This is a genomic window from Glutamicibacter sp. 2E12 (genome assembly GCF_050030965.1).
Taxonomy (GTDB): Bacteria; Actinomycetota; Actinomycetes; order Actinomycetales; family Micrococcaceae; genus Glutamicibacter.
This window is the reverse complement of the sequence record NZ_CP188297.1, coordinates 1,183,323-1,208,841: the sequence shown is the minus strand read 5'-3', so window position 1 is coordinate 1,208,841 and position 25,519 is coordinate 1,183,323. Positions and strand designations below refer to the sequence as shown.

Below are 25,519 nucleotides of genomic sequence, written 5' to 3'. Positions count from 1 at the left end.
GTTCCCTATCAGTTGCCTGATGCTTTAGGCATCAGCTGTTGGACAATATTCAATGGTTCGACGGTCCACGGTTCACGTGGCAGATTCGCCGGATCGAAAGCTTCCAGGGCTGCCTGCAAACTTGTGCTGGGCAAGCCCAATGACTCTAGCAAAATCGCCACAACGTTGGCTGGATGCACACCTTGTTCGGTGATCTCTTCGAGTGTTACTGCACCGTCGCGTTTAGCCAAGCGCTGGCCCTTGGTGTTCAGTGCCAGCGGTACGTGCGCGTAGGCCGGGACCGTGTAGCCCAGTAGCGTTGCCAGATAGGCCTGCCGCGGCGCAGAAGAGAGCAAATCATCTCCGCGCACGACCTGGTCGATGCCTGAGAACGCATCGTCGACGACAACCGCAAGGTTGTAGGCGGGAGCTCCATCGTTGCGGATCAGGACGAAATCATCTACCGCACCGGTGTAATCGCCGAATAGTTCGTCATGAACAGAAAATTCGTTCACTTCTGAACGCAGTCGCAAGGCGGCTGGACGGTTCTGTGCTTTAGCCGAGCGTTCGCTGGCGCTCAGATCGCGGCAGGTTCCCGGGTAGGCGCCGGGCGCAGCATGCGGAGCACTTCCGGCTTCGGCGATGTCCTTGCGCGAGCAGAAGCATTCATAGACCAAGCCGCGGGCCTTGAGCCGTTCAACGGCCTGGAGATAAATCGGAAGGCGGTCGGACTGTCGGAGAATTTCGCCGTCGAAATCAAGGCCCAAGGACGATAATTCAGCAATTTGGGTGGCTTCGGCGCCGGAACGAACACGATCCAAGTCTTCAATGCGCAGTAGGAATTTGCGTTGCGAGGAGCGGGCGAAAAGCCAAGCGAGGATGGCCGTGCGCAAATTGCCAAGGTGGAGTGGCCCCGAAGGGCTAGGGGCGAAACGGCCAGCGCCCACGTGGACTCCATTCGGCTTGCGTAAGAAAGTAAAAGACCCCTCATGCACCTGCCAGAGCCCATCTACCCTTGCTACCTTCCGGTCCTGGGGGAGTTCAACAGGATGACACCACACGAGGGGTCACCAAAAATACTACCCGAGGTTGGCGCTTGGATGAAAATCGGCAGGCGTGCGCTTGCTCTCAGCTTGCAAATCATGGCTCGGAGATCTTGACCAAAAATGCTGTTCGTCCTCAGCCGGTCGCTTCTTCAGGCGGTTCTAGCCACCCAAGTACGCGTCGAACGCGGTCATTGAGCTGGACGGTAGGCAACATGGGCGTCTGCTCCTTCTCGAAGTCGAAGTTCTGGACGCTGGTGACGCTGCCGGGAAGCTCAACACAAATCATGCCGTTGGGGGAGCGCCAGTTCACTGAACCGTCCGGAAGATAGGTGGCTTGCCATCCCAGCACGTGCTTGAACATCTGATGCCGCTTGCACAATAAATGCGTATTGCTGCGCGTGGTGTGCCCGCCTTTTGCCCATGCATCGATGTGGTCAATCTCGGATGCTTCGGCGGGCCGATTGCACCCGGGGAAGCGGCAGACGATATCCCGATTTCGCAGCAGATCACGCAGCGCCTTGGACGGACGGTACTTTTCGCGGCCCACGTCTATAGCTGCCCCTGACCAAGGATCGGTGAGCACCTTGATGAAAGACGGGGCGTCTTTTGCGATTAGCAGCGCTGTCCCTACTGGGATCGGCCCGTAGCCCTCAAGGTCAGCTAGTGCGCGTTTAGGGTTGGCCAGCATTTCCAGCGCAGGAATCGTGACAGCTACACGAGCTTTGAGCGGGGTCCCTTCGGTTGCGGGCCAACCATCGAGCAACGCATCGCAAACAATGTCCAGCCGTCGTTGCTGTTCGGTCCGATTATCAGCTGGATCAACATTGCGTACGGCATGCCAATTGACGGTATTGATAATGCCCAACGCCTTTTCCACCGGCAGATGCAGCTGAATCACGCTCATTCCATTGGCCTCGTGCCAATAGGTGATCTTGCGGTCCTCCGCACCTTTCTTGTGGCGTTCTTCAATGGGCTTTGGATGCAATCGCTCACGCATTTTCCTGGCACGTAGGGCTATCGCGGAGTCAGCGGCCTGCCGCGCTATCGGCAGCAAGGTTCGTTGCATTAGTGCCACGTCCTCGGGTGCCAGATCCTGAGAGTGCTTGACGATCTCCTGCGCGGATCTGGTCGTGATCTCACCGACGCTCAGGGCGTCCAAAGTGTCTGCGGAAAGATGGCGCAGTCCTTCGGCGAAGAACAACTTGTCCTGGACTTTCTTTTCCGAGGAGCGCATTGCCACCGATGCCTCGGCAACAAAGGAAGAACGGATCAGCGACTCGTCGGAGCGATTGACACCGTAGAAGTAGGCAGAATGAGTTTCAGCTGTTTCTTCCGTTGTGCCGGGGTCATCCAGCAGCGGCTCTTGGGTTCCGTGGCTGATCGTCTCGGCGACCGAATACTCGTAGCTATCGGCCAACACCGCTGCCTCGGCAGCATCCAGCATGCTGTGCAGCCGGGCAATGGTCTTCAGCCGCTCCAGGCCCTGGGCGGATGCAGTGACCGGCGACTGGTCATAAAGGTTTATGGCGGTAGCGGCGATCTGGGTAAAGAGATTGTCTTTGTCCAGGTTCGCGGCCCAAAGACCATCGATTCCGGGGATACTCCTTGTCCCGGGCGGGCTGATAGGCAGTCGGCGAGGGTCGTCTTGGCTGTGAAATACCTCTCTTTTACTCATGTTTACAGTATTGATCTGTTCAAACGGCAGCCTTTGGAGAAAAGATCGGGATGGTGAAAAGGTGCAAAATTACCGAATTTCAGGGGTTTGACGCCTCAAGAATGAGCTGGGAAGCAACGTGGAAACGTCCGATTCGTGATTGAGCGAGAATTTAGATATGCTTGATCCTGCTCCACGGAGCAAACTGAGGAGGATTCGCCTAGCGGCCTATGGCGCACGCCTGGAACGCGTGTTGGGTTAACGCCCTCAGGGGTTCAAATCCCCTATCCTCCGCCGAATGTAATGTCCCGGCTCATCGTGAAAACGATGAGCCGGGACATTATTTTTTTGCGCTTACCGGCATTGCCAGAACCTGGCGGGTAGTATCCGTGGCAACTGTTCAGCAATCTTTCAGCAAGGTAAGACTATGGCAAGTGTATTGAGCGAAATCGCCGTCGACTGCGCGAACCCGATGCTGGTGGCGAGGTTCTGGTGCGAAGCGCTGAATTATGACGTATTGGAAGAAGAAGCCGGCTTGGTCAGTATTGGGTCCAAATCCCAAGGCCCGGGCGGGCTGAAATTGACGTTCGCGCAAGTGCCCGAAACCAAGAGCATCAAGAATCGCCTCCATCTGGACCTGCGTCCTCAAAACGCCCAGCAGCAAGAAGAAGCTGATCGCCTGATCTCTTTGGGGGCCAGCTACGCCGATGTGGGCCAGCGGGAGGACGAGAGCTGGATCGTGATGGCTGATCCTGAAGGCAACGAATTCTGCGTGCTTTCCGGCGTCGAATAAGCGAGGCGCTTTAAATGCCTATTGGCGCCGGGCCGGTAATCTCTCACCAGCTCGACGCCAACAGGTTTTGCGTGTGCAGCTCCTGATCCCTGCAGAAGCTCACGGCCTAGGCGCTTTTGCGCCCCTTGGCCAGCTCTGGGTAGTGGATGGCCGCGGTCTGCGGGTGGGCTCGCAGCCATCCCTTGAGCACGTTGGCGCCGTAGGAAGCCAGCATTGGGTTTTCCGGATCATCGGAGACGCCGCGAGCTTCGGCAGCCAGCTCGGCTGGCAGTTCGACCTTGTCGATCACTGCATCCAGTCGAGGGGAGTAGAAGAACGGCACCGAGTAGCGGTCAACGCCAGCTGGTGGCGCAATGACGCGGTGGATGGTGGCCATCAGGTAGCCGTTGGTCGCGACTTCGAGCATCTCCCCGAGGTTCACTACCAATGCACCCGGGGTCGGCGGCACCTCGATCCACTCTTCCTGGCCGTAGGGTTGCACCTGCAGCCCTCCAACCTGGTCCTGCAGCAGCAGGGTGACGAAGCCGTAGTCGGCGTGCAGGCCAACGCCCTGGTTGCCCGACTCTGGTACGACGTCGCCCGAAACGTAGTGCACCAACTTGCCCATCCATGACGGGGTGTTGGCGAATGGCTCGTCGAAGTGGCCTTCGGGCAAGCCCAGCCCCACAGCGATGGCCGAAAGCAGCTCGTGGCCGGTTTTGTTCATCAGCTCGGCCCACGCCATGGCGCGCTCTTCGAGCTGGGGGAAATCGGCAGGGAACTGGTTCGGGCCCTGCAGGTTCAAGTACGGCTTGTCCTCGGGAACGACCGCCAACGTCTCGCGTTCCGGTCCGTAGTCGATCTGTTCGCGGGCATCGGCGCGGCCGCGGGTGATTTCGGTGCCCATCCGGGTGTAGCCGCGGAACTGGGCGCTATTGCGGTTATCGAGCTTGATTTTCTGCTCAACGGGCTTCTGGAAGAATTCTGCGATGGTGTCGAGCAGTTCCTGGTCCTGCCCGGCATATGCGCTGTATCCGACGATCTGGAAGAAGCCGACGCGGTGTGCGGCGTCGCGAATCGCGGCAACGAAATCCTTGTTGAAGGAGCCGTCAGCATTGCGTGCGGTAGAAATATCGAGCAGTGGGATCTCGGTGACTACGTTGTTCATAAACCCAGAGTGCACCTTATGACGCGATTGTTACCAGCTAAAGTTACGCCCGGTTCCTCCAAGTTTCCCTTGGCGTAACAATCCTTGCTTTTTCGCACTGCGTGTCTGATTATTCGCATTCGCGTGTAGCATTCGCCCGGCAACTGCGCGGCGAGTCCGGCTGCCACCCGGCTCAATCGGCGCCGTCTCGGGAGGTGGCCTTCCTGCGGCCTGCCAACTAGCGCCTGATCTGCAGGTCTGTGGGTCTGGAGAGTTTGTCCGTATGCTTGAATAGTGATTTTTCGAGCGGTAGGTGAAGGCCGTCCATACCCGGACCACGGCTATTCTTCGGCGCGTGATTGGAGCGGACTTCCCCCGCAGCAAGTGAAACTAGCTGACTTGGTCACCACCAAAGCCACCTTGGATCTTGAAACATTGCTCTCTGAGGATTCCACCTTCTATGGCGACTTGTTCCCGCATGTAGTGCGCTATCGGGGCGTGTTGTATCTGGAGGATGGGATGCACCGCGCGCTGCGCTCGGCGCTTCATCATCGCTCGGTAATACACGCACGCATATTGGATCTGGACGCTAGTTAGATAAGCTAGCGCCACGAGGATGACGATGACGTCGCCTTCAGGCCAGCAGCTGCCGAAGGCTGACCAGAGCAAGGTGGAATGATGCGTGATCGCGATGACCCGGGGCAATGGCACGGTGCGCATATTGTCGACGAGCAAGAATTAAGTTTCAGCTCGGACGGCCAGGCTAAGCGGCGTGCCCGCAAACGCCAGAACATTGTTTTCTCCGTGATGGCCCTGCTGGTGATCGCGGTTTTGGCCGGCGCCGTACTCGTTTTCAATGGAACGCTGAAGTTGGGTGGCGAGCCTGTCGCCGTTGCGAGCCCGAAGCCAAGCGAGACGAAAATCGAAAACCCCAAGTGCCCGGCCATCGATTTCAAGTACCAAAAACCTTCAGATGTCGAAATACGCGTGCTGAACACTACCGATATTTCGGGTCTTGCGGGTGACACTGCCGAGGCACTGGAAAAGCGCGGCTTCAAGATTTCGTCGCTGACTTCCGGGTGGAAGTCGCTCTCCGAAACCACTGGCGCGGTCATTGCCGGGCCTGATGGCTATGCCCAGGCTTTCACCGTGCAGCGCCAGATCCCCGGCATCGTTTTCATCTACGACGAAAAGAAGTGGGGCAGCCGGGTGGACCTGGCGCTGGGGGAGAAGTTCGACGGCCTGGAAAAAGAACGCAAGCTCGATACTTCTGAAGGCAAGCTGGTCTGCAGCAAATAGCTGGCTACGGGGTCTGCACATCTCCGGAATGCACTTGGGCCAGCGCATTTGCGAAGACCTCGGCTGGCTGGGCGCCGGAAATGCCGTACTTTCCATCAATGATGAAGAAAGGAACACCGCTGATGCCCAGCTCGCGTGCCTGGACGATATCTGCGTTGACTTCCTCAACGTAGGATCCGGACGAGAGCTTCGCACGCAGTTCCCCGGTATCCAGCCCCAGCGTTCCGGCCAGTTCGAGCAGCGTTTCTAGGTCTCCAGTGTTCAGGCCCTTCTCGAAGTGGGCAGAAAGCAGCGCTTCCTTCATCTCGTTTCCGGCACCATGCTTCTTGGCGTATTCCAGTACGCGTAGTGCAGTGAAGGAATTAGCGACCTTCAAGTTGGCGAAGTCGTAGTTCAATCCTTCAGCAGCAGCCTGGGCGGTGACATGGTCAAGCATTTGGGCGACCTGTTCCTGGCCCAGTCCCTTCATCTTGGAGAGGTATTCGGCCTCGCTGCCGTCATAGTTCTCAGGCAGGCTCGGGTCCAGCTGGTACGAGTGCCAGTAGACATCCACGTTCTGGGAGTATTCGAACGCCTCGACACCCCGCTCAAAGCGGCGCTTGCCGATGAAGCACCAAGGGCAGGCAATATCGGAGAAGATATCCACGCGGATGCGCTTGTCTTCCGGGGACTGGACAGCAGTATTTTCGCTCATGCTTGAGGTAACAACTTTTGCTCACCGGGCATTCCTTATTCGCAGCTGCTGATTTCGGGGGAGATAATGGCAGGGCTCCTACGGAAACCGGATGGTGCTGATGGCGAGAGAAAGCAGGGCAAGTGGCAAAGAACCTTCGATGGCGCGGAATCCTCTTCGCCGGAACGATTACGGCGATGGCAGGCTTTGTTGATGGCGTCGGATTCGTGCACTTCGGCGGCTACTTCCTCTCCTTCATGTCGGGAAACTCCACGCGTTCCTCCGTGGCGCTGATGACAGGGGACCTTGCCGGATGGGCGATGGCGATGTCCTTGGTGGGCTGCTTTGTCGCAGGTGTCATCCTCGCAACGCTGGTTACCTTCCGGCTCGATAGGCTGCGCCGGCCAGTGGCCATGTATTCCAGTGCGGCACTGCTGCTCGCTGCGGCCATCTCCGGGAATTTCTTGCCGCAGCTGACGGCTCTTCTGCTGGCCGCCGCGATGGGCGTGGTCAATGTTTCCTACACTCGTTCGGGAGAGGTTTCCCTGGGCCTGACGTATATGACCGGCACGTTGGTCAAGCTCGGGCAGGCACTCGGTGGAGCAATCATCGGGTTGGCCACCGGGTCGGACCGCGGCGGCTACCGGATGCTATGGATGCGCTACGCAGTGCTTTGGCTGATGATCACCATGGGTTCCCTGGGTGGCGTCTTGGCCTACCTGCGGCTGGGGCTCGGCAGCTTGTGGATCGTCGCAGGCGGCATGCTCGCGTGGGCCAGCCTGGCGTTGTTCCAGGAGCTGCGCACACCCCATGGCCTGGAGTCGCCCTCGGAGCCTCAGGCCGGAACCTCCACCGGGACCAAGTAGAAAGACATAAAAAATATGCCTGGCTTCGCTTTATGCGAAACCAGGCATATTTTATTGCGCGGTGGCTAACTCAGCAAGGAGTCGCTGTCCTGCTTGATTGGCGCCGCTGGGCGTACCAGCAGCTTGAAGAGCACGGCCAGAAGCACGAGCCATGCGATTCCGGTGTACAGGGCTACACGCGTCGTCGGGCTCAGGGCCAAGAGCACGACAACGAAGACCATGAAGGCCAAGGCGATCCATACGGCAACGGTGCCGCCGGGCACAGCGTATTCGCGGGCAACGGCCGGTCCGCGGCCCGCCGCGGCTTCCTTGCGTCGCATGGCCAGGTACGAAGTCAGAATCATGATCCACACCCAGACGGTGGCGAAGGTAGCGATGGAAGCGATGATGGTGAACAGCGACTCCGGGAGCAGGGCGTTGAGCACCACGCCGACCAGCAGCACAATGGCCATGATGACCACGGTCATCCACGGCACGCCGGTACGCGAGATGCGGCCAAAGGACTTCGGAGCATGGCCGATCTCGGACATGGCGTAGAGCATGCGGCCAGCCCCAAAAGTATCGGCGTTGATTGCCGAAACGGCTGCGGTGATCACCACGGCGTTGAGCACGTGGGCGGCGGCCGGGATGCCCAGGCCGTCGAAAATCTGCACGAATGGCGAAGCTGAGCCGTCGATCTGGCGCCAGTCAAAGAGCATCATGACTACGGCCAGCGAAGCTACGTAGAAGAGCAGGATGCGCCATGGCACGGTATTGATGGCGGCTGGAACCGACTTGGCAGGATCAGCTGCTTCACCAGCGGTGATGCCGATGGTTTCGATGCCGCCGAAGGCGAACATCACGACGGAGAACGAGAGCAGCAGGCCCACGAAGCCGTTGGGGAACAGGGTGCCAGCGCTCATCAGGGTAGCGATGCCGGTTGCGGTTTCGGTCTCAGGGGCGTTGAAGCCGAAGATGATCAGGGCGGCGCCGCCAATGATCATGGCGATAATTGCGGTCACCTTGATGATAGCCAGCCAGAATTCGGTTTCACCGAAGACCTTGACCTTCATCAGGTTGATCGAAGCGATCAGCAGGACGACCGCCAGCACCCAGATCCACTGCGCCACCTGCGGGAACCAGAAGCCCATGTAGATGCCGAACGCGGTCACATCGGCGATCGCGACAATGGCCATTTCAAAGGCAAAAGTCCAGCCGGTGACGAAGCCGGCGAAGCGGCCCAGGTAGCGCGAAGCGTAGTGAGCGAAGGATCCGGAAACCGGATGCTTGACAGCCATCTCGCCCATGGCACGCATGACGATGAAGACGGCAGCGCCGCCAATCATGTATGCGAAGAGGACGGCAGGGCCAGCAGCCTGGATAGCAGAAGAGGAGCCGTAGAAAAGGCCCGTTCCGATAGCTGAGCCGAGGGCCATGAAGCGGATGTGGCGGGCAGTCAGCCCGCGGGCGAGAGACGCCTTTATTTCGTTCACGATAGTAATGCTCGGATCCTATAAGGGGTGCGTTCGATGGGGACGGGCCCGCGCCAAAGGCAGGGCACAGCCGTGAAAATCCTATGCGCTCCAGGCAGCCATGACGCGCTTAAGTGTTGCAGATCCATCGTGAGCTTGGCCACCAGCGGTTGCTGTTGGCCACCTGCCGGGTGGGAGAATGGGCCTATGAAACTAGGATTCGTCCGCCACGGACAGACGCAATGGAACCTCGAAGGCCGCTTGCAGGGTTCCAGCGACATCCCCCTGAACGATACCGGGCGAGCCCAAGCCCGCGAGGCTGTCTCGGTGCTGGACGGCGGCCAATGGGACGCTATCGTTTCCTCGCCGCTCTCGCGGGCACGCGAGACGGCACAGATCATTGCCGACGGGCTGGGACTGGAACTTGGTCCTAGCTACGACCTGCTGATCGAGCGCGACTACGCCCAGGGCGAGGGCATGGTTGAGACCGAAGCGCTGGCGCTATGGCCGGACAAGAACGGTGGTGGAATTGAACCACTGGAATCTGTAGTTGACCGTGGCCTGCGCGCAATCAACCAGATTGCAGCAGACTACCCGGGCAAGAACGTCGCGGTAATCTGCCACGGCACCATTATCCGCTACACGCTCTCGCACTTCGCCGGCTACAAACTGGACACCATCCGCAATGGCTCGGTTGCCATTATCGGCAATGAGCCCGGCGATTGGCAGCTGGAACTGGTCAATGACCAGGTGCCCAGCAAGGTCGCGGGCTAAGCCGCACTAGATGCCGGAAGGAACAATCCGGCGGATGCTGGAGGCCACCAGCGAATCACGCTGCCGGTTCTTGACGACCGCAAGCCATGAGCCCAACGCCATGTAGGCCTTGGAGCGGATCTTTGGCGAGGAGAGGAACACGTCGTGCAGCGCGCCGGGCAGGCGCACCAAATGCAGTTCCCGGCCTAGGTCGATGCTGCGCTGGGCGACGACCTGCACATTCAAGGCCACGTCGGCGCGGGTGGCGGTGTCGTGCCAGCGAGGCAGCAAATAGTCTTCCGCCGAAAGCATCACCAGGGTGGGCATCTGGAGATCCAGCCCCTTCTTCACCTTGGCTTGCGCATTGAAGACGGCAGAGATGAAACCCGCGGTGAGCTTGAAGCCGTTGACCGGGCGCCAACCCAGATCGTAATCCCATTCGCCGGAAAACTGGCTGGAGACCGTGCGGGTGTAGAACCCTGGATCCACCGTCGGCAAGAAGCGGTGGGGGTTGCGGCTGCTGGCCGCCTGGACGATCCTCGCCAAGGCGGTGCGCCCGATCTCGCTGGCCTGGAATTCCAGCCACGGGCTGTTCAGCGCCAGCGCATCAACTTTCTGCGGGTTGGCTGCCGCATACAGAGAAGCGCTGAGCCCGCCAGTGGAGTGGGCGAGCAGGACAAAGCGGGTGCCCGGATGCGCGCTGGAAATGATGCGGTGGGCCGCGTCGAATTCCTCGAAGTACTCCTCCAGATCGGTGGTGAAGCCCGGGCTTCTGTGCTCGGCGATTTTGGTGGCCTGGTCTACCGGCAAGTTCCGTCCATAATGGCGCAGGTCCAGTGCGTAGAAATCCGCTCCGGCTTCGCTGAGGAACTCGGCGAGCTCTTCTTGGAAGAAGTAGTCCGACCAGCCATGCACATAAAGCACCGCGATCCCGCGCAATGGCGGCGGCAGGCGCAGCGTTCTGCGCGGACGGTGCCTGATCAACGTCGCGGTCGAACCGTCCGACATCGGCAGCGGCCGTTGCGAGAAATCCTCGCCCAGCAGATCGGGCTGCCACAGGTCCTCGGCCGGGTTCTTGAACTGGAAAGCCATGGCTACAGCCTAGCCACCGCACACGCAAAACGGCATCCACCCGCTGGACTGGTTACCAACGGATGAATGCCGCTTTGCGTGGCCGACGTTCAGGGACGACTGTTTTCTATCGGCCGGGTCTCGGGTACTGCCTAACCTGCCATTTCCAGGGTGCGGGCTGGCGCATCCAGGTAGCGCAGGTAGGCGTTCTTGGTCAGGAAGGTCGGGAAGTCATCGCGCAGGGCGCAAGCTTCGAAGATTTCCACGGCTTCCTCGAAGCGATCGCCCTCGAAGCGCTCCAAGCCCTCCATGGTCTCCTCGGCCAGTTCCTGGACCCAGCGACGGGTGATGATCTCGCCCTCATCGGTGATCGCCGACTGGTGGATCCACTGCCACAGCTGCGAACGGGAGATCTCGGCGGTAGCAGCATCTTCCATCAGGTTGCGCAGCGCCACAGCACCGTTGCCGCGCAGCCAGGACTCGATGTAGCGGATGCCGATCTCGATGTTGTCGCGGATGCCGCGTTCGGTGATCTTGCCGGTGACACTCTCGATGTTCAGCAGGGCCGGGCCGGAAACCTCGACATCTTCGCGGGTGCGCTGCAACTGGTTGGGGTTCTCGCCGAGCACCTCGTCGTACACCTCCCGGGCAACCGAAACCAGGTCGGGATGGGCAACCCAGGAGCCGTCGAAGCCATCAGCTGCTTCGCGGGCCTTGTCCTCGCGGACCTTGCCGAAGGCCAGCTCGTTGATCGAGGCGTCCTTGCGGTTGGGAACGAATGCGCTCATCCCGCCGATGGCCGAAGCCCCGCGGCGGTGGCAGGCACGCACCAGCTGCTCGGTGTAGGCCCGCATGAACGGGGCGGTCATGGTCACGGTGTCGCGATCCGGGAAGACGAAGCGCGGTCCGCGGGAACGGAAGTTCTTGATAATCGAGAAGATGTAATCCCAGCGGCCAGCATTGAGCCCCGAGGAATGCTCGCGCAGCTCGTAGAGGATCTCTTCCATCTCGAATGCGGCGGTGATGGTCTCGATCAGCACGGTGGCACGGATGGTGCCGCGCTCGATATCCATCAGATCCTGGGCCATGTTGAACACGTCGTTCCACAACCGTGCTTCCAGATGGTTCTCCAGCTTCGGCAGGTAGTAGTACGGGCCGCGTCCGGCTGCCAGCAGGCGCTTGGCGTTGTGGAAGAAGTGCAGTCCGAAGTCCACCAGCGCACCGGACATCGGGGTGCCGGCAACCAGCAGGTGCTTCTCCGGCAGGTGCCAGCCGCGGGGACGAACCACGATGGTTGGCAGCTGCTGCAGATCGTAGCTGTTCAGCTTGTACTCGCGGCCATCCGGTGCGGTGAAGTCCAGGTCCTGATCCAGCACCCGGATCAGGTTGACCTGGTTCTTGATGACGTTCTGCCAGGTTGGCGAGGAAGCATCCTCCATGTCGGCCAGCCAGACCTTGGCCCCGGAATTCAGCGCATTGATAGCCATCTTGCGTTCGATCGGGCCGGTGATTTCCACCCGGCGATCTTCCAGCCCCGGTGCGATCGGGGCGACCTGCCATGAATCGTCTTCGCGAATAGCGCGGGTCTCGTCCAGGAACTTCGGATCGCGGCCATTGGCAATGCGCGCCCGGTTGACCTGGCGGCGCTGCATCAACTCGGCACGGCGCGGTTCGAATGCGGTGTGCAGGGCCGAAAGGAAGTCCAGGGCCTCGCTGGTCAGGATCTGCTCCTGGTAGCGAACGGGGGTAGGGGTAATGGTGATGTTGTTCAGGGTGATGGGGGAGTTCATGGCAGCGTCCTTAAAAATCTTGGAAATGGTGCTGGTGCTAGCCGGCGCCTTTGCCAGCTAGCACCATCGACCCATCAGGGTCTAATGGAATTGGCCTTCTTCGGTGGATCCCACCAAGGCCAGGGTTGAGGCGTTAGGGTTCAGCGCCGTGGAGATCGCATCGAAGTAGCCGGTGCCGACTTCGCGCTGGTGCCTGGTGGCGGTGTAGCCGGCGGCCTCGGAAGCGAATTCGCGTTCCTGCAATTCGACGTAGGCGCTCATGCCGTCCTTCGCGTAGCCGGAGGCCAGGTCGAACATCGAGTGGTTCAATGCGTGGAATCCGGCCAGGGTGATGAACTGGAAGCTGAAGCCCATGGCGCCCAATTCGCGCTGGAACTTGGCGATGGTCGCATCGTCCAGGTGCTTCTTCCAGTTGAACGACGGCGAGCAGTTGTAGGAAAGCATCTGGTCCGGGAAGTCCTTTTTGACCGCTTCGGCGAACTTGCGGGCCAGCTCCAGGTCAGGGGTGCCGGTTTCCATCCAGATCAGGTCCGAGTACGGTGCGTAGGCCTTGGCCCGGGCGATGCATGGCTCGATGCCGTTGGTGACCTTGTAAAAGCCCTCCGGGGTGCGCTCGCCGGTGATGAACTGCTGATCGCGTTCATCGACATCCGAGGTGATCAGCGTTGCCGCTTCAGCGTCGGTGCGGGCGATAACTACGGAAGGGGTGCCAGCCACGTCGGCGGCCAGGCGGGCCGCGTTCAGGGTGCGGATGTGCTGCTGGGTCGGGATCAGCACCTTGCCGCCGAGGTGGCCGCACTTCTTTTCGCTGGCCAGCTGGTCTTCCCAGTGGACGCCCGATGCGCCAGCGGTGATCATGGACTTCATCAGTTCGTAGGCGTTCAGCGGGCCGCCGAAGCCGGCTTCTGCATCAGCGACGATGGGGACCATCCAGTCTTCGACGGTCTGGATGCCTTCGGAGAACTCGATCTGGTCTGCACGCTGCAATGCGTTGTTGATGCGGCGCACGACCTGGGGAACCGAATTGGCCGGGTACAGCGACTGGTCCGGGTAGGTCTGGCCTGAAAGGTTGGCATCCGCTGCTACCTGCCAGCCCGAAAGATAGATGGCTCGAAGGCCGGCCTTGACTTGCTGCACTGCCTGGTTGCCGGTCAGTGCGCCCAACGCGTTGGTGTAGCCGCCGGTGGGGGTTTCCTCGGTGAGCTGCTTCCACAGCTTCTCGGATCCGCGTTTGGCCAGGGTGTGCTCTTCCTGGACCCGGCCCTGGAGCTTCACGACGTCGGCAGCGCTGTAGTCGCGGCTTACGCCGTTCCAGCGGGGGTTGTTTTCCCAGTCGCTCTCGATGGCTGCGATGCGGTTGTCGATCGAGGTTTCGTTGGTGTTTTCAGTAGTCATTGCCTTGGCTCCTTCGCACAAGCTGCGGGTTCATGTCGATCGGAAGGTGATCTTGTGAACTTCTTCGTGACAACTACTTTTCCGCAGGTGCGAGGGCTTCAACAGAGGTTTTTCGAATTAAGATTTCCATTTCTTCACAAAAATGGAAATTTATCGCTTCTTGCGCTGAATGTGAGTCAAGGCATGGAAATTTGCCGATATTGAATCAATCCCTAGCGAAGAAGAGTGAAATTTAACAGCAAGCCTGGATAAGGGCGAAGCCAAAGCAGACCGATTCCGGGGTCTGCGAGAATCGGCGAATCACTGATGAACTGGGATTTTATGGAAACCGCAGGTGCTGATTCGCCACGGCAGGCGTTGTGTATCGGGCCAGGAAACGTGAAGTATCAGAGTCTGGACTGGTAGCTGGCTTTTGCCAGATGGGGGCCTGGACTTGTCGCTATGGCCGATATTCTTGGCCGGCAGTGCAGTTTCTGAGTGCGAAGATTTATGGATCTTGCGACCATGGCTGATTGAGCCGGAACTGGCTAGGGCTGGTCGAAAGAAACCACAGCCATGAAACCGCGGCCGGAGATGCGTGGTTCACCGGCGTCAGAGCCAACGACGGTGTCACGCAGGTTCAGCGACTGTTCGCTGTCGCCGAGCAAGAGCTTGGCGGAGCCCTGGACCAAAAGGCCCAGTTGCCCATCAAAGAGGTATTGCTCGCGCTTTTTGGACAGCTCGACAATGCGAACGGTGGCTCGTACCTGCTCTGGAACGGCGGCCACGTGCACGATGAGCAGTTCTTCGGCGGGCTGGCTCGCCCGGACAGAATTTCTCGTTTCGAATTTCAACGGGCGCAGCGGTTCCAATCCGTGCTCTTGCCCGTCTACATCCAGCTGCACGAAATCGCCGGTGATCAACGTGAAGACTTGAGCCGAAGGCGACGGAGTGAAGGCTGTAGATTTCTCGATAGAGCGAATCGACAGTTGCCAGGTTGATTCCCGCAGTTCGCTGGACCGCAACGTTCCGTCCTGCGCCAGAATGCCGCTCGCAATGAGCCGGACCTGCCCTAGCTCCCATTGCTTCTTGGTGCTTTGCGCCAATTCGAGAATGGAACCCGGTGCAAAAGATGCTTGTGCTTCGCTCATGGGACGAGTCTACTTGCCGATGACCAAGCGAAGTTGTTCAACCAGCTGGGATGTGGGCAGCGAGGCATCAAGGGTGATCCAACCGTGCACTTGCGCAAGGCGCAGATACTCATCTCGACTGTCCCTGAGATACTCCATGCTTTCGTCGTCTTTGCCACGGGAATTGATCCGCTCAAAGGCAAGGATGGGGTCGATGTCGAGCAGGACAATTCTCGCGTGCTCGGTACTTTTCGCCGCAAGCCAGGGGAGGAGCAGTCCCGGAGGATGGCCGCGTAAGCGCCGCAGCACTAATTGGCAATACAGGTGCCGGTCCATCACGCTGAGTCCGGGAGAGCGGGCCGCGAAAAGCATATTGCGGGCAACATTGAAGCTGCGAATGGAAGTTTCGAAGAAATCCTGGGTGAAAGTCGGGAACGTGATTCCCAGGGCGCGAGAGAATTTGGTAAGCCAGCTCCGCGCGGCGACGTTTGCGAGCCTACGAGCCTGAATGCGATCGTTGCGTAGCTGCTGTACTAAAGCTTCAATAGTGGTGCTTTTGCCTGCGCCATCGGTGCCGACGATGACCAAAGTCCGGGGTGGATCGTGGGCATGGCGCGGGGCCGGTAGGGGGCGGGTGGAGACTGCGTGCATGGTGCTCCTTGCGGGATCTCTTTGTAGTTTCAACGTTTGCGCTTCGCTGAAGATTCCGCAGAAAGGCTGTGCATTTGTTGAGAGTAGCTCGCCGGGGAAGCAAGGAAAGAACCGTGAATATTTGCTTTCGCGTCCCTGCTGGGCGATTGAATTACGGGTTGAATCCGGAAGATCTAGAAATTTTCACGATCCTTGGCATAACCTTGTCATGTGACTGCAACCACATGGAATCGCTCAGTGAACTCAGCCGGCAATGGCGCTGGCAGCGAAGATACAGAACTCGACGCCATTGCTCTCGGCCGCAGAATCCGCTTTCTGCGCAAGGGCAAGCAACTGACCTTGGATGATGTCTCGGCGCTCGTTGACACCGCGCCGAGCCAGTTGTCGCTGATTGAAAACGGCAAGCGCGAACCGAAGCTATCGCTGCTTAAGTCCCTGGCTGGAGCCATGGGGGTTGGAGTCGACGATCTGCTGGGCACCGAACCGCCATCGCGCCGTGCTGCTTTGGAGATCGAATTGGAACGTGCCCAACGCGGTCCACTGTACGAGTCCTTGGGATTGCCTACCGTTCGTGTTGGCACGCGTCTGCCCATGGACGTCCTGGAATCCCTGGTGGGACTGCAGCATGAATTGGAACGCCGCCTGAACGAGCAGGCCGCGACCCCTGAAGAAGCCCGTCGGGCCAATACCGCGTTGCGCCATGAGATGCGCCAACGCAACAACTACTACAAGGATATCGAGCAGGAAGCCGCCAAAGTCCTCTCTGCAGTTGGCCACGATTCAGGGCCGCTCTCGCATCATCGTGCAGCAGATATCGCCGAGCATCTGGGATTCAGCCTGCGCTTTGTGGGCAATCTTCCGCATTCCACGCGTTCGGTGACTGACCAGAAGAACAAGCGTATCTATCTGACGCAGGCGAACCGCTCGGAACATGATCCTCGTTCGGTGTTGCTGCAGGCGCTAGGGCATCACGTATTGGGTCATAGGACTCCAACCGATTATTTCGATTTCCTCTCGCAGAGGGTCGCGACCAACTACTTTGCCGCGGCGTTGATGATGCCGGAAAAGTCCACGGTGGACTACTTGCGGCGAGCTAAGAACAACCGTGAGTTGGCCATCGAGGATCTGCGCGATGCTTTCGCCGTGTCCTATGAGTCCGCAGCCCACCGGTTCACCAACCTTGCCACCGAGCATCTGGGGATGACCTGCCACTTCCAGAAGGTCCACGAATCGGGCATCTTGCACAAGGCTTATGAGAATGACCGAGTGAACTTTCCAGCCGATCACACCGGTGCCATTGAAGGCCAGACCATTTGCCGGTATTGGACAAGTCGCGTGGTCTTCGAGCAGATGGATAAGTTCCGTTCCTTCGAGCAGTACACCGATACCGTCAATGGGACCTTCTGGTGCACGGCGCGCACCGAGCGCCATTCCTCGGGGCTGTACTCCTTGTCCATTGGCGTGCCTTTTGAGCATGTGAAGTGGTTCCGCGGGCGGGATACCAAGGAGCGCTGCCAATCCACCTGCCCGGACGAGAACTGCTGCCGCCGTCCACCTGCTGACCTATCCAGCCAGTGGTTCGGCAATGCGTGGCCGGCTACGCGCGCCAATACCCACTTGCTGGCGGCCATGCCAACCGGAGCCTTTCCCGGGGTAGACGAAACCGAGGTCTACCGATTCCTGGAAAAGCAGGTGGACTAGGACCGTTGGACTATGCGATGTGCTTGGAGATGAAGGCAAGAGCAGTTTCCGCCAGCCACGCGCCATCCTGGGCAACGGTGCGGCCGGAGCGGGCTACCTTGAAGGAATGGTTGCCACCTTCGAACCAGGAAAGTTCGCTGTCCTGGTTCAGCTTGCTGGTGACTTCTTCCATCTTTTCGGGGTTGGCAAAGGGATCGCGGGTGCCTTCGAGGAAAAGCATCGGCACCGCAATCGGGTAGAGATGCTCATCGCGTAGCTTCTCTTCCTTCTTAGGCGCGTGCAACGGGTACCCCAGGAAGATCAACCCTGCCGATGGCATGCCCTCGGCAACTGACAGGGAAGCGATGCGCCCGCCAAAGGACTTTCCCGCTGTGAAGATTGGCAGGCCTTCAGCCAAGTTTTCTTCAACCCAACGGCGGACCTGGTGCCACACTGCGACCGCAGCTGGCGCTTTATCGGGAAACTTCTTTCCAGCGTCCATGTAGGGGAAATTAAAACGCAGGACGCTGGCACCCAGATTCGCAGCGGCTAGCGCAAAGCCGGCCATGAAGTCATGATCCTTTCCAGCACCTGAACCGTGTGCGAGCACGATGACGGCCTTCGCCGCCTTTGCGCGGTCCCAGAGCGCGCTGAGTTCCAGGTCTTCGTATGGAATGGAGAGTTCTTGGGTCATAGGTACCACCCTAGGGGCTGAGGGCCCATCAACTGATCATGAAAGGAAATGAACTACATTTCCCAGTCCTTGCGGAGTGCCGTATCGGTGTCATCGCCATTTCTGGCCAGTACCGTCAGCTTTTCAACTTTTTCGCCGGTTGCCGCACGCTCGTTGATCTTGAGCATCATATTTCCCGAGACGAAGATCGATGCGGGCATGTCGTATTTGCCGTCGATCCATGGACCGTCTGCGAGGGTGACGACGAGTTCGCCAAGCGCAGGCGACTCGACTTTCTCAACGTAGGCGTGGGGGTCAGCGGGCAGGCATGTGCGGTAGATTTCCAGCTCAGTGATTTCAGCGCCGCATAGGGATTTGTAGGTATCGTTCATGGCGGACAGCCACTGCGTGTACTTTTCCGAGGCCCAGGCTTTGCGGTCCTCGGGATCGGCACCAGTACGAGCCCGGGTGAAAGTTCCTGAGTTATTGCCGTCTTCAGTAGCGAAGGTGACGGATTCCAATTCCGGCGAGGCCTCGCCTACGCTTTCGAACATGATTCGGCCCATCATGCGCAGCTCATCCTCGTTGGTTTCGTAGCTTTCCCGCATCTGGGTTCCAAACTTCATGCTGTTATCCAAGAAGATATTGATGGCACCAGGTGCTGGAGATTCCCAAGAAGTCATTAGGTTGTAGGGATACAAGAAGCCTTTGGTGGACTTGATGCCAGAGTTTTCTTTCCACATCTCAATTTTGGAATCTGCCCAGGCCTGTCCCGAATTGGCGTTGGCGTCCAACTCCGCGGGTCCAGGCTCGGGGGCGGTTTCACCGGGTTCACCGGTTTCGGACGCGGGCTGTGCCGCCGGAGTGGAGCCAGCGACGGAAGCCGCCGTCGAATCGGCTGGCGCTGCTTGTTCGGGAGCTGCATTGCACCCTGCTAGAAGCAAAGCCAACGATGACAGGGCAATGACCGAACGGGTGCGCAAGAATAACTCCTCATTATCGATGAATGGTCAGTCTATACAGGCCAGGCAGCGAAGGGAGAGCTGTTACGAGAATTTGGCAAAGGTCCGGATCGCACCGGGACGGAAATCCGACGCTTCCGTGAGCCCCATGGATTCGTAGAAGGCACGTTGCCCGGGTTCATCATCGGTGCTCAGGACCAGCTGACGCACATGCTCATATTTCACTAGTACGGCAGAGAACAAAGCACGGCCTACGCCGGTGCGATGCGTAGATGGACGCACCAGGATGTCCTGGACGTAGCAGATGGTGGCATTATCCGAGACCACGCGCACAAGGCCGATTAACTGGTGGTCTACGTCGTAGGCGTAGATTACGCATGCTGAATTCTTCAGGCCCTCAAATAGTACGTCTGGGTTGTCTGTATAGGCGCTCCAGCCCACCGCGTTGTAGAGCGAGAGTATTTGTTCCTCGGAAGGCACCTTAGTGGTGGAGAGTTCCATCGAGTCCTTTTACTGTTGCGGGGAAACCGAAAGGATCTCTGCGTTGCCCAGCAACGGATGCTTCACCAGTTCTGTTTCCAATGCGTGGATGATGGCTTGGGCGGAGTCGCCGTTGTAAACGAACACCGGGCCATCATGCCGGTAGTAGACATCCTCATGCCATCCGATTTCGCCGTCACCCAATGCATGCTGCAGGGCCCTGACTGTTGGCTCCAGATCCGATTCCGATTCGGCCCCAAGCCTGGTTCGAAGCAAAACGTACTCACTGCCGCCTACTTCGGTGCGTTGTCCATCAATAATCAGCCAGGAACCATGCCCAAGTCCTCCATCGATGAGCGAAGAGAGCAATTCGGAAAACAGCTTCTTCGGTTCGGGGGTGGCCACTTCAAGGTCAATGTCGCTGGAGATCGGCTCCTCGGCCGCGTCCAATGTGGTCTTGGCGCTGATGATGGTTCCGGAAGACTTGTATTTGGGCAACAATGTATCGAGCAGGCCCGCTTCATGATCTTTGCGCAGGCGTTCGGTCATCGGCTGGGCAAAATGGATCTGCACCCGGTGAGTCGAAGCCTCCGATGATTTCCTGGCGAACAGCGACATGTCCTCAGTCCTCGTGTGGGTCGGAAATGCAAAAGACGATTCCGTAAGGATCGCGCATAATGGTCCAGCCAAAACTGGGATCTTCGGTGTGGTCCTCAACGCGTGTTGCGCCAGCGGCTGTGCAACGGGCGACTTCCTGCTCGCGGCTGGTGCTTGCTTCCAAGTCGAGATGAACCCGGTTCTTGCCGGCAGTGATCTCATCAACTTTTTGGAACCCCAACCTCGCGCTGAAGCCAGGGACGCTGATCATGGTGAACCCCGGGTACTGGCCCAGATATTTCCCGCCCAGAACAGCCCTCCACCAAGCCGAGGCAGCTTTCTCGTCAAGGGCATCAAGGGTGATCATTCCAATGTTCGCCATGCAGTCAAAGGTACCGGGAGTCTTCCTGCTTAGCTAGAGGTTGACTGCATTTCTGCAGCTGACTAACGCACTTTCTAAGTGAAGAAAAGGGGCTTGCTTGGCCGGGACGGAAGTCCCGAGCAAGCAAGCCCCTTTATGGGCTATGCCGGCCTAGCTATCGAAGTAGTTTGGCGCGTGCTCGTTGTGAGCAGGTGGAGTCGGCATCTCGACTTTCTTCTGCACCTTCAGCATGCCAGCGGCGTAGTCCACCGAAACGGTGTCACCAGCGGCAAGCGAATCACTGATCAGCAGGTCGGCAATGGCATCCTGTACCTTGCGCTGTACCAGCCGGCGCAGCGGGCGGGCACCGAACTCGGGGTCGTAGCCTTCGTTTGCCAGCCACTGCACGGCAGCGTCGCTCACCTCCAGCTTCAGCTCCTGGTCCATTAAGCGAGCTTCGGTCTCGGCGATGACCAGCTTGACGATCTGGCCAATCTCGGACTGCGAGAGCTTGGAGAACAGCAGTACCTCGTCCAGACGGTTCAGGAACTCTGGGCGCATGAACTCGCGTACCTTGCCCATGACCTTGGCCCGGATTTCTCCAGCCTCGCTGGTGGCATTGGCGGAGGTGAAACCGAAGTTTCCGGCCTTGTTGGCCAAGTACTCGCCGCCGAGGTTGCTGGTCATCAGGATCAGCGTGTTGGAGAAATCGACAGTGCGCCCGGCTGAGTCGGTCAACCGGCCGTCATCGAGTACCTGCAGCAGCACGTTGAACACGTCCGGGTGGGCCTTCTCGATTTCATCGAGCAGCACGACCGAATACGGGTTGCGGCGGATCTTCTCGGTCAGCTGGCCGGGCTCGTCATGGCCGATGTACCCCGGAGGTGCTCCGATCAGGCGCGCCACGGTGTGCTTCTCACCGTATTCGCTCATATCGACGCGAACCAGCGATTCGGCCGAACCGAAGAGGTTTGCAGCCAGGGCCTTGGCCAGTTCGGTCTTTCCGACGCCGGTGGGACCCAGGAAAAGGAACGAGCCGATGGGGCGACCTGCTGGCGACATTCCGGTACGGTTGCGACGCACGGCGCGTGCCACAGCGGCAACGGCATCGTGCTGGCCGATGACCGAAGCATGCAGGGAATCTTCCAGCGAAGCCAAGCGTGCCTTGTCATCTCCCGAGATGCGCGAGGTGGGGATGCCGGTGGATCGGGAGATCACTTCCGAAATCTGCTTCTCATCCACTACCCGGGTGACCCCTGCATCGCCGGCCTCCTCAGCAGCCTTGATGCGCGCGGTCATCTCCACGATGTGGTCACGCCATGCGCCAGCTTCTTCGAATCGTTCCTCGCCGATAGCGCGTGACTTCTCACGCTCGGCGTCTACCAATTCGGCACGCAGGGACTGCACATCCTCGGCATCTCCGGCAGCGATGGACCGCCGGGCACCGGCGATATCGATCAAGTCGATGGCCTTGTCAGGAAGCTGGCGGTCGTTCAGGTAGCGGGCAGAGAGCGTCACCGCGGCCTTGAGCGCTTCGGGGGTGTACTGCACCTGGTGGTGATCCTCGTAGGATTCGCGCAGGCCGTCCAAAATGGCCAGTGCAGTTTTCTCCGACGGCTCGGCGACAGTAACCTTGCCGAAGCGCCGAGCCAGCGCGCTGTCCTTCTCCACCTTGCGGAACTCATCGAGCGTAGTGGCGCCGATCATGTGCAGCTCGCCACGCGCCAAACGCGGCTTGAGGATATTTGCGGCGTCCATATTGCCGGACTCGCCAGAGCCTGCACCGACCAGCAGATGCATCTCATCGATGAATATCAGCACCTGCCCTTCGGCTGCGGCTACCTCGTCGAGCAGGCCGGTGAGCCGCTGCTCGAAATCTCCGCGGTAGCGGGTTCCGGCGAGCATGCCCGGAAGATCAATGGAGATCAAGGCCGCATTGCGCAGTTGGGCTGGTACCTGGTCATCGATGATGGCGCGGGCCAGGCCTTCGGCAATGGCGGTCTTGCCCACGCCGGCCTCGCCAATCAGCACAGGGTTGTTCTTGGTGCGACGGGCCAGGATTTCAATAACCTGATCCAGTTCCTCCTTGCGTCCGATCACCGGATCAATCTGGCCGTCGGAGGCCAGCAGGGTCAGATCGGTTCCGTAGCGTTCGAGCATGGACACGTCGGACTCGGAATCGGACTGGTTCTGGGTATCGTTTTGGCCACGCTGGGCCTGCTCCATGGCGGCTTGCTGCAAGGACTGGCCGGTGATGCCGTGCTGCGCCAGGAGCTGGCTGACCGGAGATTCCGGGTTGAAAACGAAGGCCAGGAAAAGATGATCAGGATCGATGTAGGTCGAACCGTAGTTACGAGCAACCTGATAGGCGTCAAAGAGGCTGCGCTGAGCTGCCGACGATAGGTGGGATGGTTTCTCGCCCTTCTCCTGGGACTTGGGCATGCGCGCGATGGCATCTGCACTCAAAGCCTCGATGTCGATACCCATGGCGGTCAGGTGCTCGCCGACTGGTTCGGTGCGCAGCAGAGCCATCAGGAGGTGCAGGGAATCAATCTCGTCGTGGCCATGCTCCTGGGAAATCGCTGCCGCGGTGGCTACCGCTTCGTGGGTGCGGGCGGAAAGCAGGCGCGTGAGGTCGATGGGACGTGCTGCCTGGGCACGTGAAGACAGGAATCGAGAGAGGAATTCCTCAAACGAGCCATCTGACGGTGCGCCGAAAAATGCTGGCAAGTGAGCCTCCTAATAGAAACTTGAGCGGTCTATGCTCATGTTCAACGCATATGGCGCGCAGATATTCCCGAACCAGCCGGGCAAGGTGTCAAAGAGGTTGACTTCACACTAATAGCTGGAAAGCAGGCGCTAGTCTTTCGGGATTTCGATAAGGCCCATACGCGCGGCCGCAACCAGGGCCTGGACCCGATCGCGAACATTCAGCTTAACGAAAATCTTCGCCATATGGGTTTTAACCGTGGTTTCGGAAATAGTCAGAGTTCTTGAAATCTCGGTATTGTTTAGCCCGCGTGCGAGCAGTTTTAGAATCTCGAATTCCCGATTGGTAATTCCCAAGTCATAGGCCAGTTCTTGAATGTCTTGGGAATTATCCCGGTAAGCTTCGCGAACCGCAGAAACTAGATCAGAAGAAACCGACGGGGAAATGGCTGCAGTTCCTTGGTGAACGGCATGGATCGCATGAATAATTTCATCTGGTTCAGAGTCTTTTACCAAGTATCCGCTGGCCCCAGCGGTCAGTACCGGAACCAGATAGTCGTCCGAAGAAAAGGCGGTAATGGCAAGCACTGAGGGGCTGTCTTCGGCAGATTTGATTGCTTTAGTAGCGCTAACCCCGTCCATTATCGGCATCTGCAAATCCATGAGCACAACGTCCACTTGATTGCCGCTGCAATACTCGACGGCGGCCTGTCCATTTTCAACAGAATTAACCGTTACAATTCCGGGGTCTGTTGCTAGGATTGTGCCCAACGCATGCCGAATTAGAGGTTCATCATCGACAATAAGGACCTTTATTTGTTCCATCTGATTCCTCTGATTCGATGCGGGTGGCCTCATGTTGGCCTGTTCACCTGAAAGTATATAAGTTGATCTGATGTGGAGTTTGTTATGAAGGGTTTGAAAATGCTGGCCGTAGCAGCATTAGTTCTGGCACCATTGACCGCCGTGGCAGCTCCTGCATCTGCCGCGAGCTCTCCAGCCTCCAGCAGTGGCAACGTTGCTACTCCTGCTGGCTTTGGCTCAGCCTTCTCGGAGTGGTTCTGCAAACGCTACGGCGTCGCCTGCCCATAACGCGGTTTATTTGACTTGATCATCTGAGCCGGGAATTATTCGGCATATGAATGGACGACTAAAGGACACCCTGACCAAGCTCTTCGCTGGTCGGGGTGTCATTGTTTGGACTGGTATTGCGGTTCTGATCGCGGTTTCCAGTAGCGAGTTCGTGACTCTGCTGGAAGACGGATTTAGTGGTTCGTCGGATATTTCGGTTCGAGGCGCGTTGCTCGGCGTTGGACTGTGCGCAATTCTTGCGCTTGGTCTTCGCTGGGTTGCCGTATCCGTCGGATTGTTTGTGGCAGTTGCCTATTTCTTCCTCACGGACGGCGCCTTGTTCTTCTGGACTGTCGTTTCATTCATGATTTTTTCGGCGCTGGCAGCTACGGCCAGTGCCATGAGTGTTAGGGCCTTATTCCTAACCTTGTCCGCAGCGTGGATGGTGCAGTTCGGCGTCCAGTCCGGGCAAGACGCGGTTCTGCTTGTCGGGATTGCCCCGTTGACGGCGATGGCGTTCTTCTTAACGAGGAATATTTACTTGCTGCGCGAGAAGAACGAGCTCGCTCTTCGGCAAATGCATACGGTCAAAGAGCAGACTCGTCTTGCTGTCGACCGGGAGCGAAAGAACATTGCCCGGGATCTGCACGATATTGTCGCGCATGACATCACGGTCGTGGCCATGCAGTCGAAGGCCGCGAAATTCGCAAACGATGGGCAGAAGGCCCTCGAAGCTCTGGATGTCATCGCCAAACTGAGTACTGAGACGTTGCACGATTTACGCCTGATGCTCAATGTCCTGAGGGCTGATGGGACCATGGCAGATCCCTCGTCCCAGGGCATTGATAAGCCGGCCGCTACTACTGTTTACGCGCTTCAGGGTGCAGAACTTTTCGTTCAGAGGCTAAAAGAGGCAAATTTCGAGGTGAGCTCCACCACTGACGAGAAAATTTCCGAATTGCCCCGTTCTGCACAGACTGCGATTTATCGGGTCATGCAAGAAGGTACAACAAATGTGATAAAGCACGGTGCCTTGGGCGGGAAGTGCACCTTCGAACTCACGGTCCAAGGGGCAGAGGGCATCCTGGAAATTACTAATCAGATGGGGAATTTCGACAAGAAGGCGAGTGGGTTGCCCGAAGGCGGGACAGGCCTGATTGGCATGGGTGACAGGATGCGTGCATTTGGTGGAAAGTTTGCAACCAGTTCCGAAAACGGTGTTTGGGCACTGCGCGCAAGCATCCCGTTCTGACCCCTACCCTCCTACTAAAGTATGATTTCGGATTTTCGCAGGACGCGATAAGTTAGACATGTATCGGTGAAGACCGAT

24 protein-coding genes, 1 tRNA gene and 1 other RNA gene are annotated in these 25,519 nt (G+C 58.6%); 8 read left to right on the top strand and 18 right to left on the bottom strand.

Annotated features, from left to right (window positions below; genetic code table 11):
* Positions 1 to 8: 8 nt before the first annotated feature.
* From gluQRS to ACP3TE_RS05600, 3 genes are all read right to left on the bottom strand, one after another.
* Positions 9 to 926: a tRNA glutamyl-Q(34) synthetase GluQRS gene (gene gluQRS / locus ACP3TE_RS05610; RefSeq protein WP_105662409.1), complete on the bottom strand. Its 918-nt coding sequence runs from the start codon at positions 924 to 926 to the stop codon at positions 9 to 11.
* A 28-nt stretch (positions 927 to 954) separates the two neighbouring features.
* Positions 955 to 1,051: signal recognition particle sRNA small type (gene ffs / locus ACP3TE_RS05605), an RNA gene on the bottom strand.
* A gap of 107 nt (positions 1,052 to 1,158) precedes the next feature.
* Positions 1,159 to 2,700: a DUF222 domain-containing protein gene (locus tag ACP3TE_RS05600; RefSeq protein WP_426735716.1), complete on the bottom strand. Its 1,542-nt coding sequence runs from the start codon at positions 2,698 to 2,700 to the stop codon at positions 1,159 to 1,161.
* Positions 2,701 to 2,888: 188 nt separating this feature from the next.
* Here ACP3TE_RS05600 and ACP3TE_RS05595 point away from each other — a divergent pair.
* Together ACP3TE_RS05595 and ACP3TE_RS05590 are read left to right on the top strand one after the other, a co-directional pair.
* A tRNA-Ser gene (locus ACP3TE_RS05595) sits at positions 2,889 to 2,973 on the top strand.
* A gap of 133 nt (positions 2,974 to 3,106) precedes the next feature.
* A complete protein-coding gene (locus ACP3TE_RS05590) occupies positions 3,107 to 3,472 on the top strand; it encodes a VOC family protein (protein ID WP_105659190.1) in 366 nt (121 codons plus the stop codon).
* A gap of 106 nt (positions 3,473 to 3,578) precedes the next feature.
* Here ACP3TE_RS05590 and ACP3TE_RS05585 read toward each other — a convergent pair whose 3' ends face one another.
* Positions 3,579 to 4,619 carry an isopenicillin N synthase family dioxygenase gene (locus ACP3TE_RS05585; protein ID WP_105659189.1) on the bottom strand — a complete coding sequence of 347 codons (1,041 nt, stop codon included), beginning with the start codon at positions 4,617 to 4,619 and terminating at the stop codon, positions 3,579 to 3,581.
* 273 nt (positions 4,620 to 4,892) lie between these two features.
* Here ACP3TE_RS05585 and ACP3TE_RS05580 point away from each other — a divergent pair, with 273 nt between their 5' ends.
* The gene (locus tag ACP3TE_RS05580; protein ID WP_105659188.1) at positions 4,893 to 5,195 is read left to right on the top strand and encodes a type II toxin-antitoxin system VapB family antitoxin; all 303 of its coding nucleotides are present in this window, start codon (positions 4,893 to 4,895) and stop codon (positions 5,193 to 5,195) included.
* A 78-nt stretch (positions 5,196 to 5,273) separates the two neighbouring features.
* Positions 5,274 to 5,897 carry a LytR C-terminal domain-containing protein gene (locus ACP3TE_RS05575; protein WP_400343083.1) on the top strand — a complete coding sequence of 208 codons (624 nt, stop codon included), beginning with the start codon at positions 5,274 to 5,276 and terminating at the stop codon, positions 5,895 to 5,897.
* A 4-nt stretch (positions 5,898 to 5,901) separates the two neighbouring features.
* Here the strand turns inward: ACP3TE_RS05575 and ACP3TE_RS05570 are convergent, their stop codons facing one another.
* Positions 5,902 to 6,591 carry a DsbA family oxidoreductase gene (locus ACP3TE_RS05570; protein WP_332730632.1) on the bottom strand — a complete coding sequence of 230 codons (690 nt, stop codon included), beginning with the start codon at positions 6,589 to 6,591 and terminating at the stop codon, positions 5,902 to 5,904.
* Between the two features lie 122 nt (positions 6,592 to 6,713).
* Here ACP3TE_RS05570 and ACP3TE_RS05565 point away from each other — a divergent pair, with 122 nt between their 5' ends.
* On the top strand, positions 6,714 to 7,436 hold the full coding sequence (locus tag ACP3TE_RS05565; RefSeq protein ID WP_426735712.1) for a YoaK family protein: 723 nt from the start codon (positions 6,714 to 6,716) through the stop codon (positions 7,434 to 7,436).
* A gap of 65 nt (positions 7,437 to 7,501) precedes the next feature.
* Here ACP3TE_RS05565 and ACP3TE_RS05560 read toward each other — a convergent pair whose 3' ends face one another.
* Positions 7,502 to 8,908 (bottom strand): amino acid permease, encoded by a 1,407-nt coding sequence (locus tag ACP3TE_RS05560; RefSeq protein WP_426735710.1) that lies wholly within the window; start codon positions 8,906 to 8,908, stop codon positions 7,502 to 7,504.
* 186 nt (positions 8,909 to 9,094) lie between these two features.
* Here ACP3TE_RS05560 and ACP3TE_RS05555 point away from each other — a divergent pair, with 186 nt between their 5' ends.
* The gene (locus ACP3TE_RS05555; RefSeq protein ID WP_332594869.1) at positions 9,095 to 9,661 is read left to right on the top strand and encodes a histidine phosphatase family protein; all 567 of its coding nucleotides are present in this window, start codon (positions 9,095 to 9,097) and stop codon (positions 9,659 to 9,661) included.
* Positions 9,662 to 9,667: 6 nt separating this feature from the next.
* Here ACP3TE_RS05555 and ACP3TE_RS05550 read toward each other — a convergent pair whose 3' ends face one another.
* The 5 genes from ACP3TE_RS05550 to ACP3TE_RS05530 all read right to left on the bottom strand — a co-directional run bounded on the left by ACP3TE_RS05550 (position 9,668) and on the right by ACP3TE_RS05530 (position 15,656).
* Positions 9,668 to 10,732 (bottom strand): alpha/beta hydrolase, encoded by a 1,065-nt coding sequence (locus ACP3TE_RS05550; protein WP_388024536.1) that lies wholly within the window; start codon positions 10,730 to 10,732, stop codon positions 9,668 to 9,670.
* Positions 10,733 to 10,863: 131 nt separating this feature from the next.
* A complete protein-coding gene (aceB, locus tag ACP3TE_RS05545; RefSeq protein ID WP_426735707.1) occupies positions 10,864 to 12,501 on the bottom strand; it encodes a malate synthase A in 1,638 nt (545 codons plus the stop codon).
* Between the two features lie 81 nt (positions 12,502 to 12,582).
* Positions 12,583 to 13,896: an isocitrate lyase gene (aceA, locus tag ACP3TE_RS05540; protein WP_426735705.1), complete on the bottom strand. Its 1,314-nt coding sequence runs from the start codon at positions 13,894 to 13,896 to the stop codon at positions 12,583 to 12,585.
* 527 nt (positions 13,897 to 14,423) lie between these two features.
* Positions 14,424 to 15,026: a HutD family protein gene (locus tag ACP3TE_RS05535; protein WP_426735703.1), complete on the bottom strand. Its 603-nt coding sequence runs from the start codon at positions 15,024 to 15,026 to the stop codon at positions 14,424 to 14,426.
* Between the two features lie 9 nt (positions 15,027 to 15,035).
* Positions 15,036 to 15,656 (bottom strand): thymidylate kinase, encoded by a 621-nt coding sequence (locus ACP3TE_RS05530; RefSeq protein WP_426735701.1) that lies wholly within the window; start codon positions 15,654 to 15,656, stop codon positions 15,036 to 15,038.
* Between the two features lie 237 nt (positions 15,657 to 15,893).
* Here ACP3TE_RS05530 and ACP3TE_RS05525 point away from each other — a divergent pair, with 237 nt between their 5' ends.
* Positions 15,894 to 17,357, top strand: coding sequence for a helix-turn-helix transcriptional regulator (locus ACP3TE_RS05525; protein WP_181148926.1), 1,464 nt, complete (start codon positions 15,894 to 15,896; stop codon positions 17,355 to 17,357).
* 10 nt (positions 17,358 to 17,367) lie between these two features.
* On the opposite strand, the gene ACP3TE_RS05520 is transcribed toward ACP3TE_RS05525, so the two are convergent.
* The 7 genes from ACP3TE_RS05520 to ACP3TE_RS05490 form a co-directional block, all read right to left on the bottom strand.
* Positions 17,368 to 18,030, bottom strand: coding sequence for an alpha/beta family hydrolase (locus ACP3TE_RS05520; protein WP_426735699.1), 663 nt, complete (start codon positions 18,028 to 18,030; stop codon positions 17,368 to 17,370).
* Between the two features lie 53 nt (positions 18,031 to 18,083).
* The gene (locus tag ACP3TE_RS05515) at positions 18,084 to 18,635 is read right to left on the bottom strand and encodes a hypothetical protein (protein ID WP_426735698.1); all 552 of its coding nucleotides are present in this window, start codon (positions 18,633 to 18,635) and stop codon (positions 18,084 to 18,086) included.
* 420 nt (positions 18,636 to 19,055) lie between these two features.
* Positions 19,056 to 19,472: a GNAT family N-acetyltransferase gene (locus tag ACP3TE_RS05510; protein ID WP_426735696.1), complete on the bottom strand. Its 417-nt coding sequence runs from the start codon at positions 19,470 to 19,472 to the stop codon at positions 19,056 to 19,058.
* A 9-nt stretch (positions 19,473 to 19,481) separates the two neighbouring features.
* Complete coding sequence (locus ACP3TE_RS05505; RefSeq protein ID WP_402735295.1) at positions 19,482 to 20,069, bottom strand: hypothetical protein; 588 nt, start codon at positions 20,067 to 20,069, stop codon at positions 19,482 to 19,484.
* A 4-nt stretch (positions 20,070 to 20,073) separates the two neighbouring features.
* Positions 20,074 to 20,430, bottom strand: a complete 357-nt coding sequence (locus tag ACP3TE_RS05500) for a VOC family protein (RefSeq protein WP_133834356.1) — start codon at positions 20,428 to 20,430, stop codon at positions 20,074 to 20,076.
* A 150-nt stretch (positions 20,431 to 20,580) separates the two neighbouring features.
* The gene (locus tag ACP3TE_RS05495) at positions 20,581 to 23,139 is read right to left on the bottom strand and encodes an ATP-dependent Clp protease ATP-binding subunit (protein WP_426735693.1); all 2,559 of its coding nucleotides are present in this window, start codon (positions 23,137 to 23,139) and stop codon (positions 20,581 to 20,583) included.
* Between the two features lie 129 nt (positions 23,140 to 23,268).
* A complete protein-coding gene (locus tag ACP3TE_RS05490) occupies positions 23,269 to 23,943 on the bottom strand; it encodes a response regulator (protein ID WP_105658609.1) in 675 nt (224 codons plus the stop codon).
* Between the two features lie 313 nt (positions 23,944 to 24,256).
* Here ACP3TE_RS05490 and ACP3TE_RS05485 point away from each other — a divergent pair, with 313 nt between their 5' ends.
* On the top strand, positions 24,257 to 25,441 hold the full coding sequence (locus tag ACP3TE_RS05485; RefSeq protein ID WP_105662420.1) for a sensor histidine kinase: 1,185 nt from the start codon (positions 24,257 to 24,259) through the stop codon (positions 25,439 to 25,441).
* Positions 25,442 to 25,519: the final 78 nt, after the last annotated feature.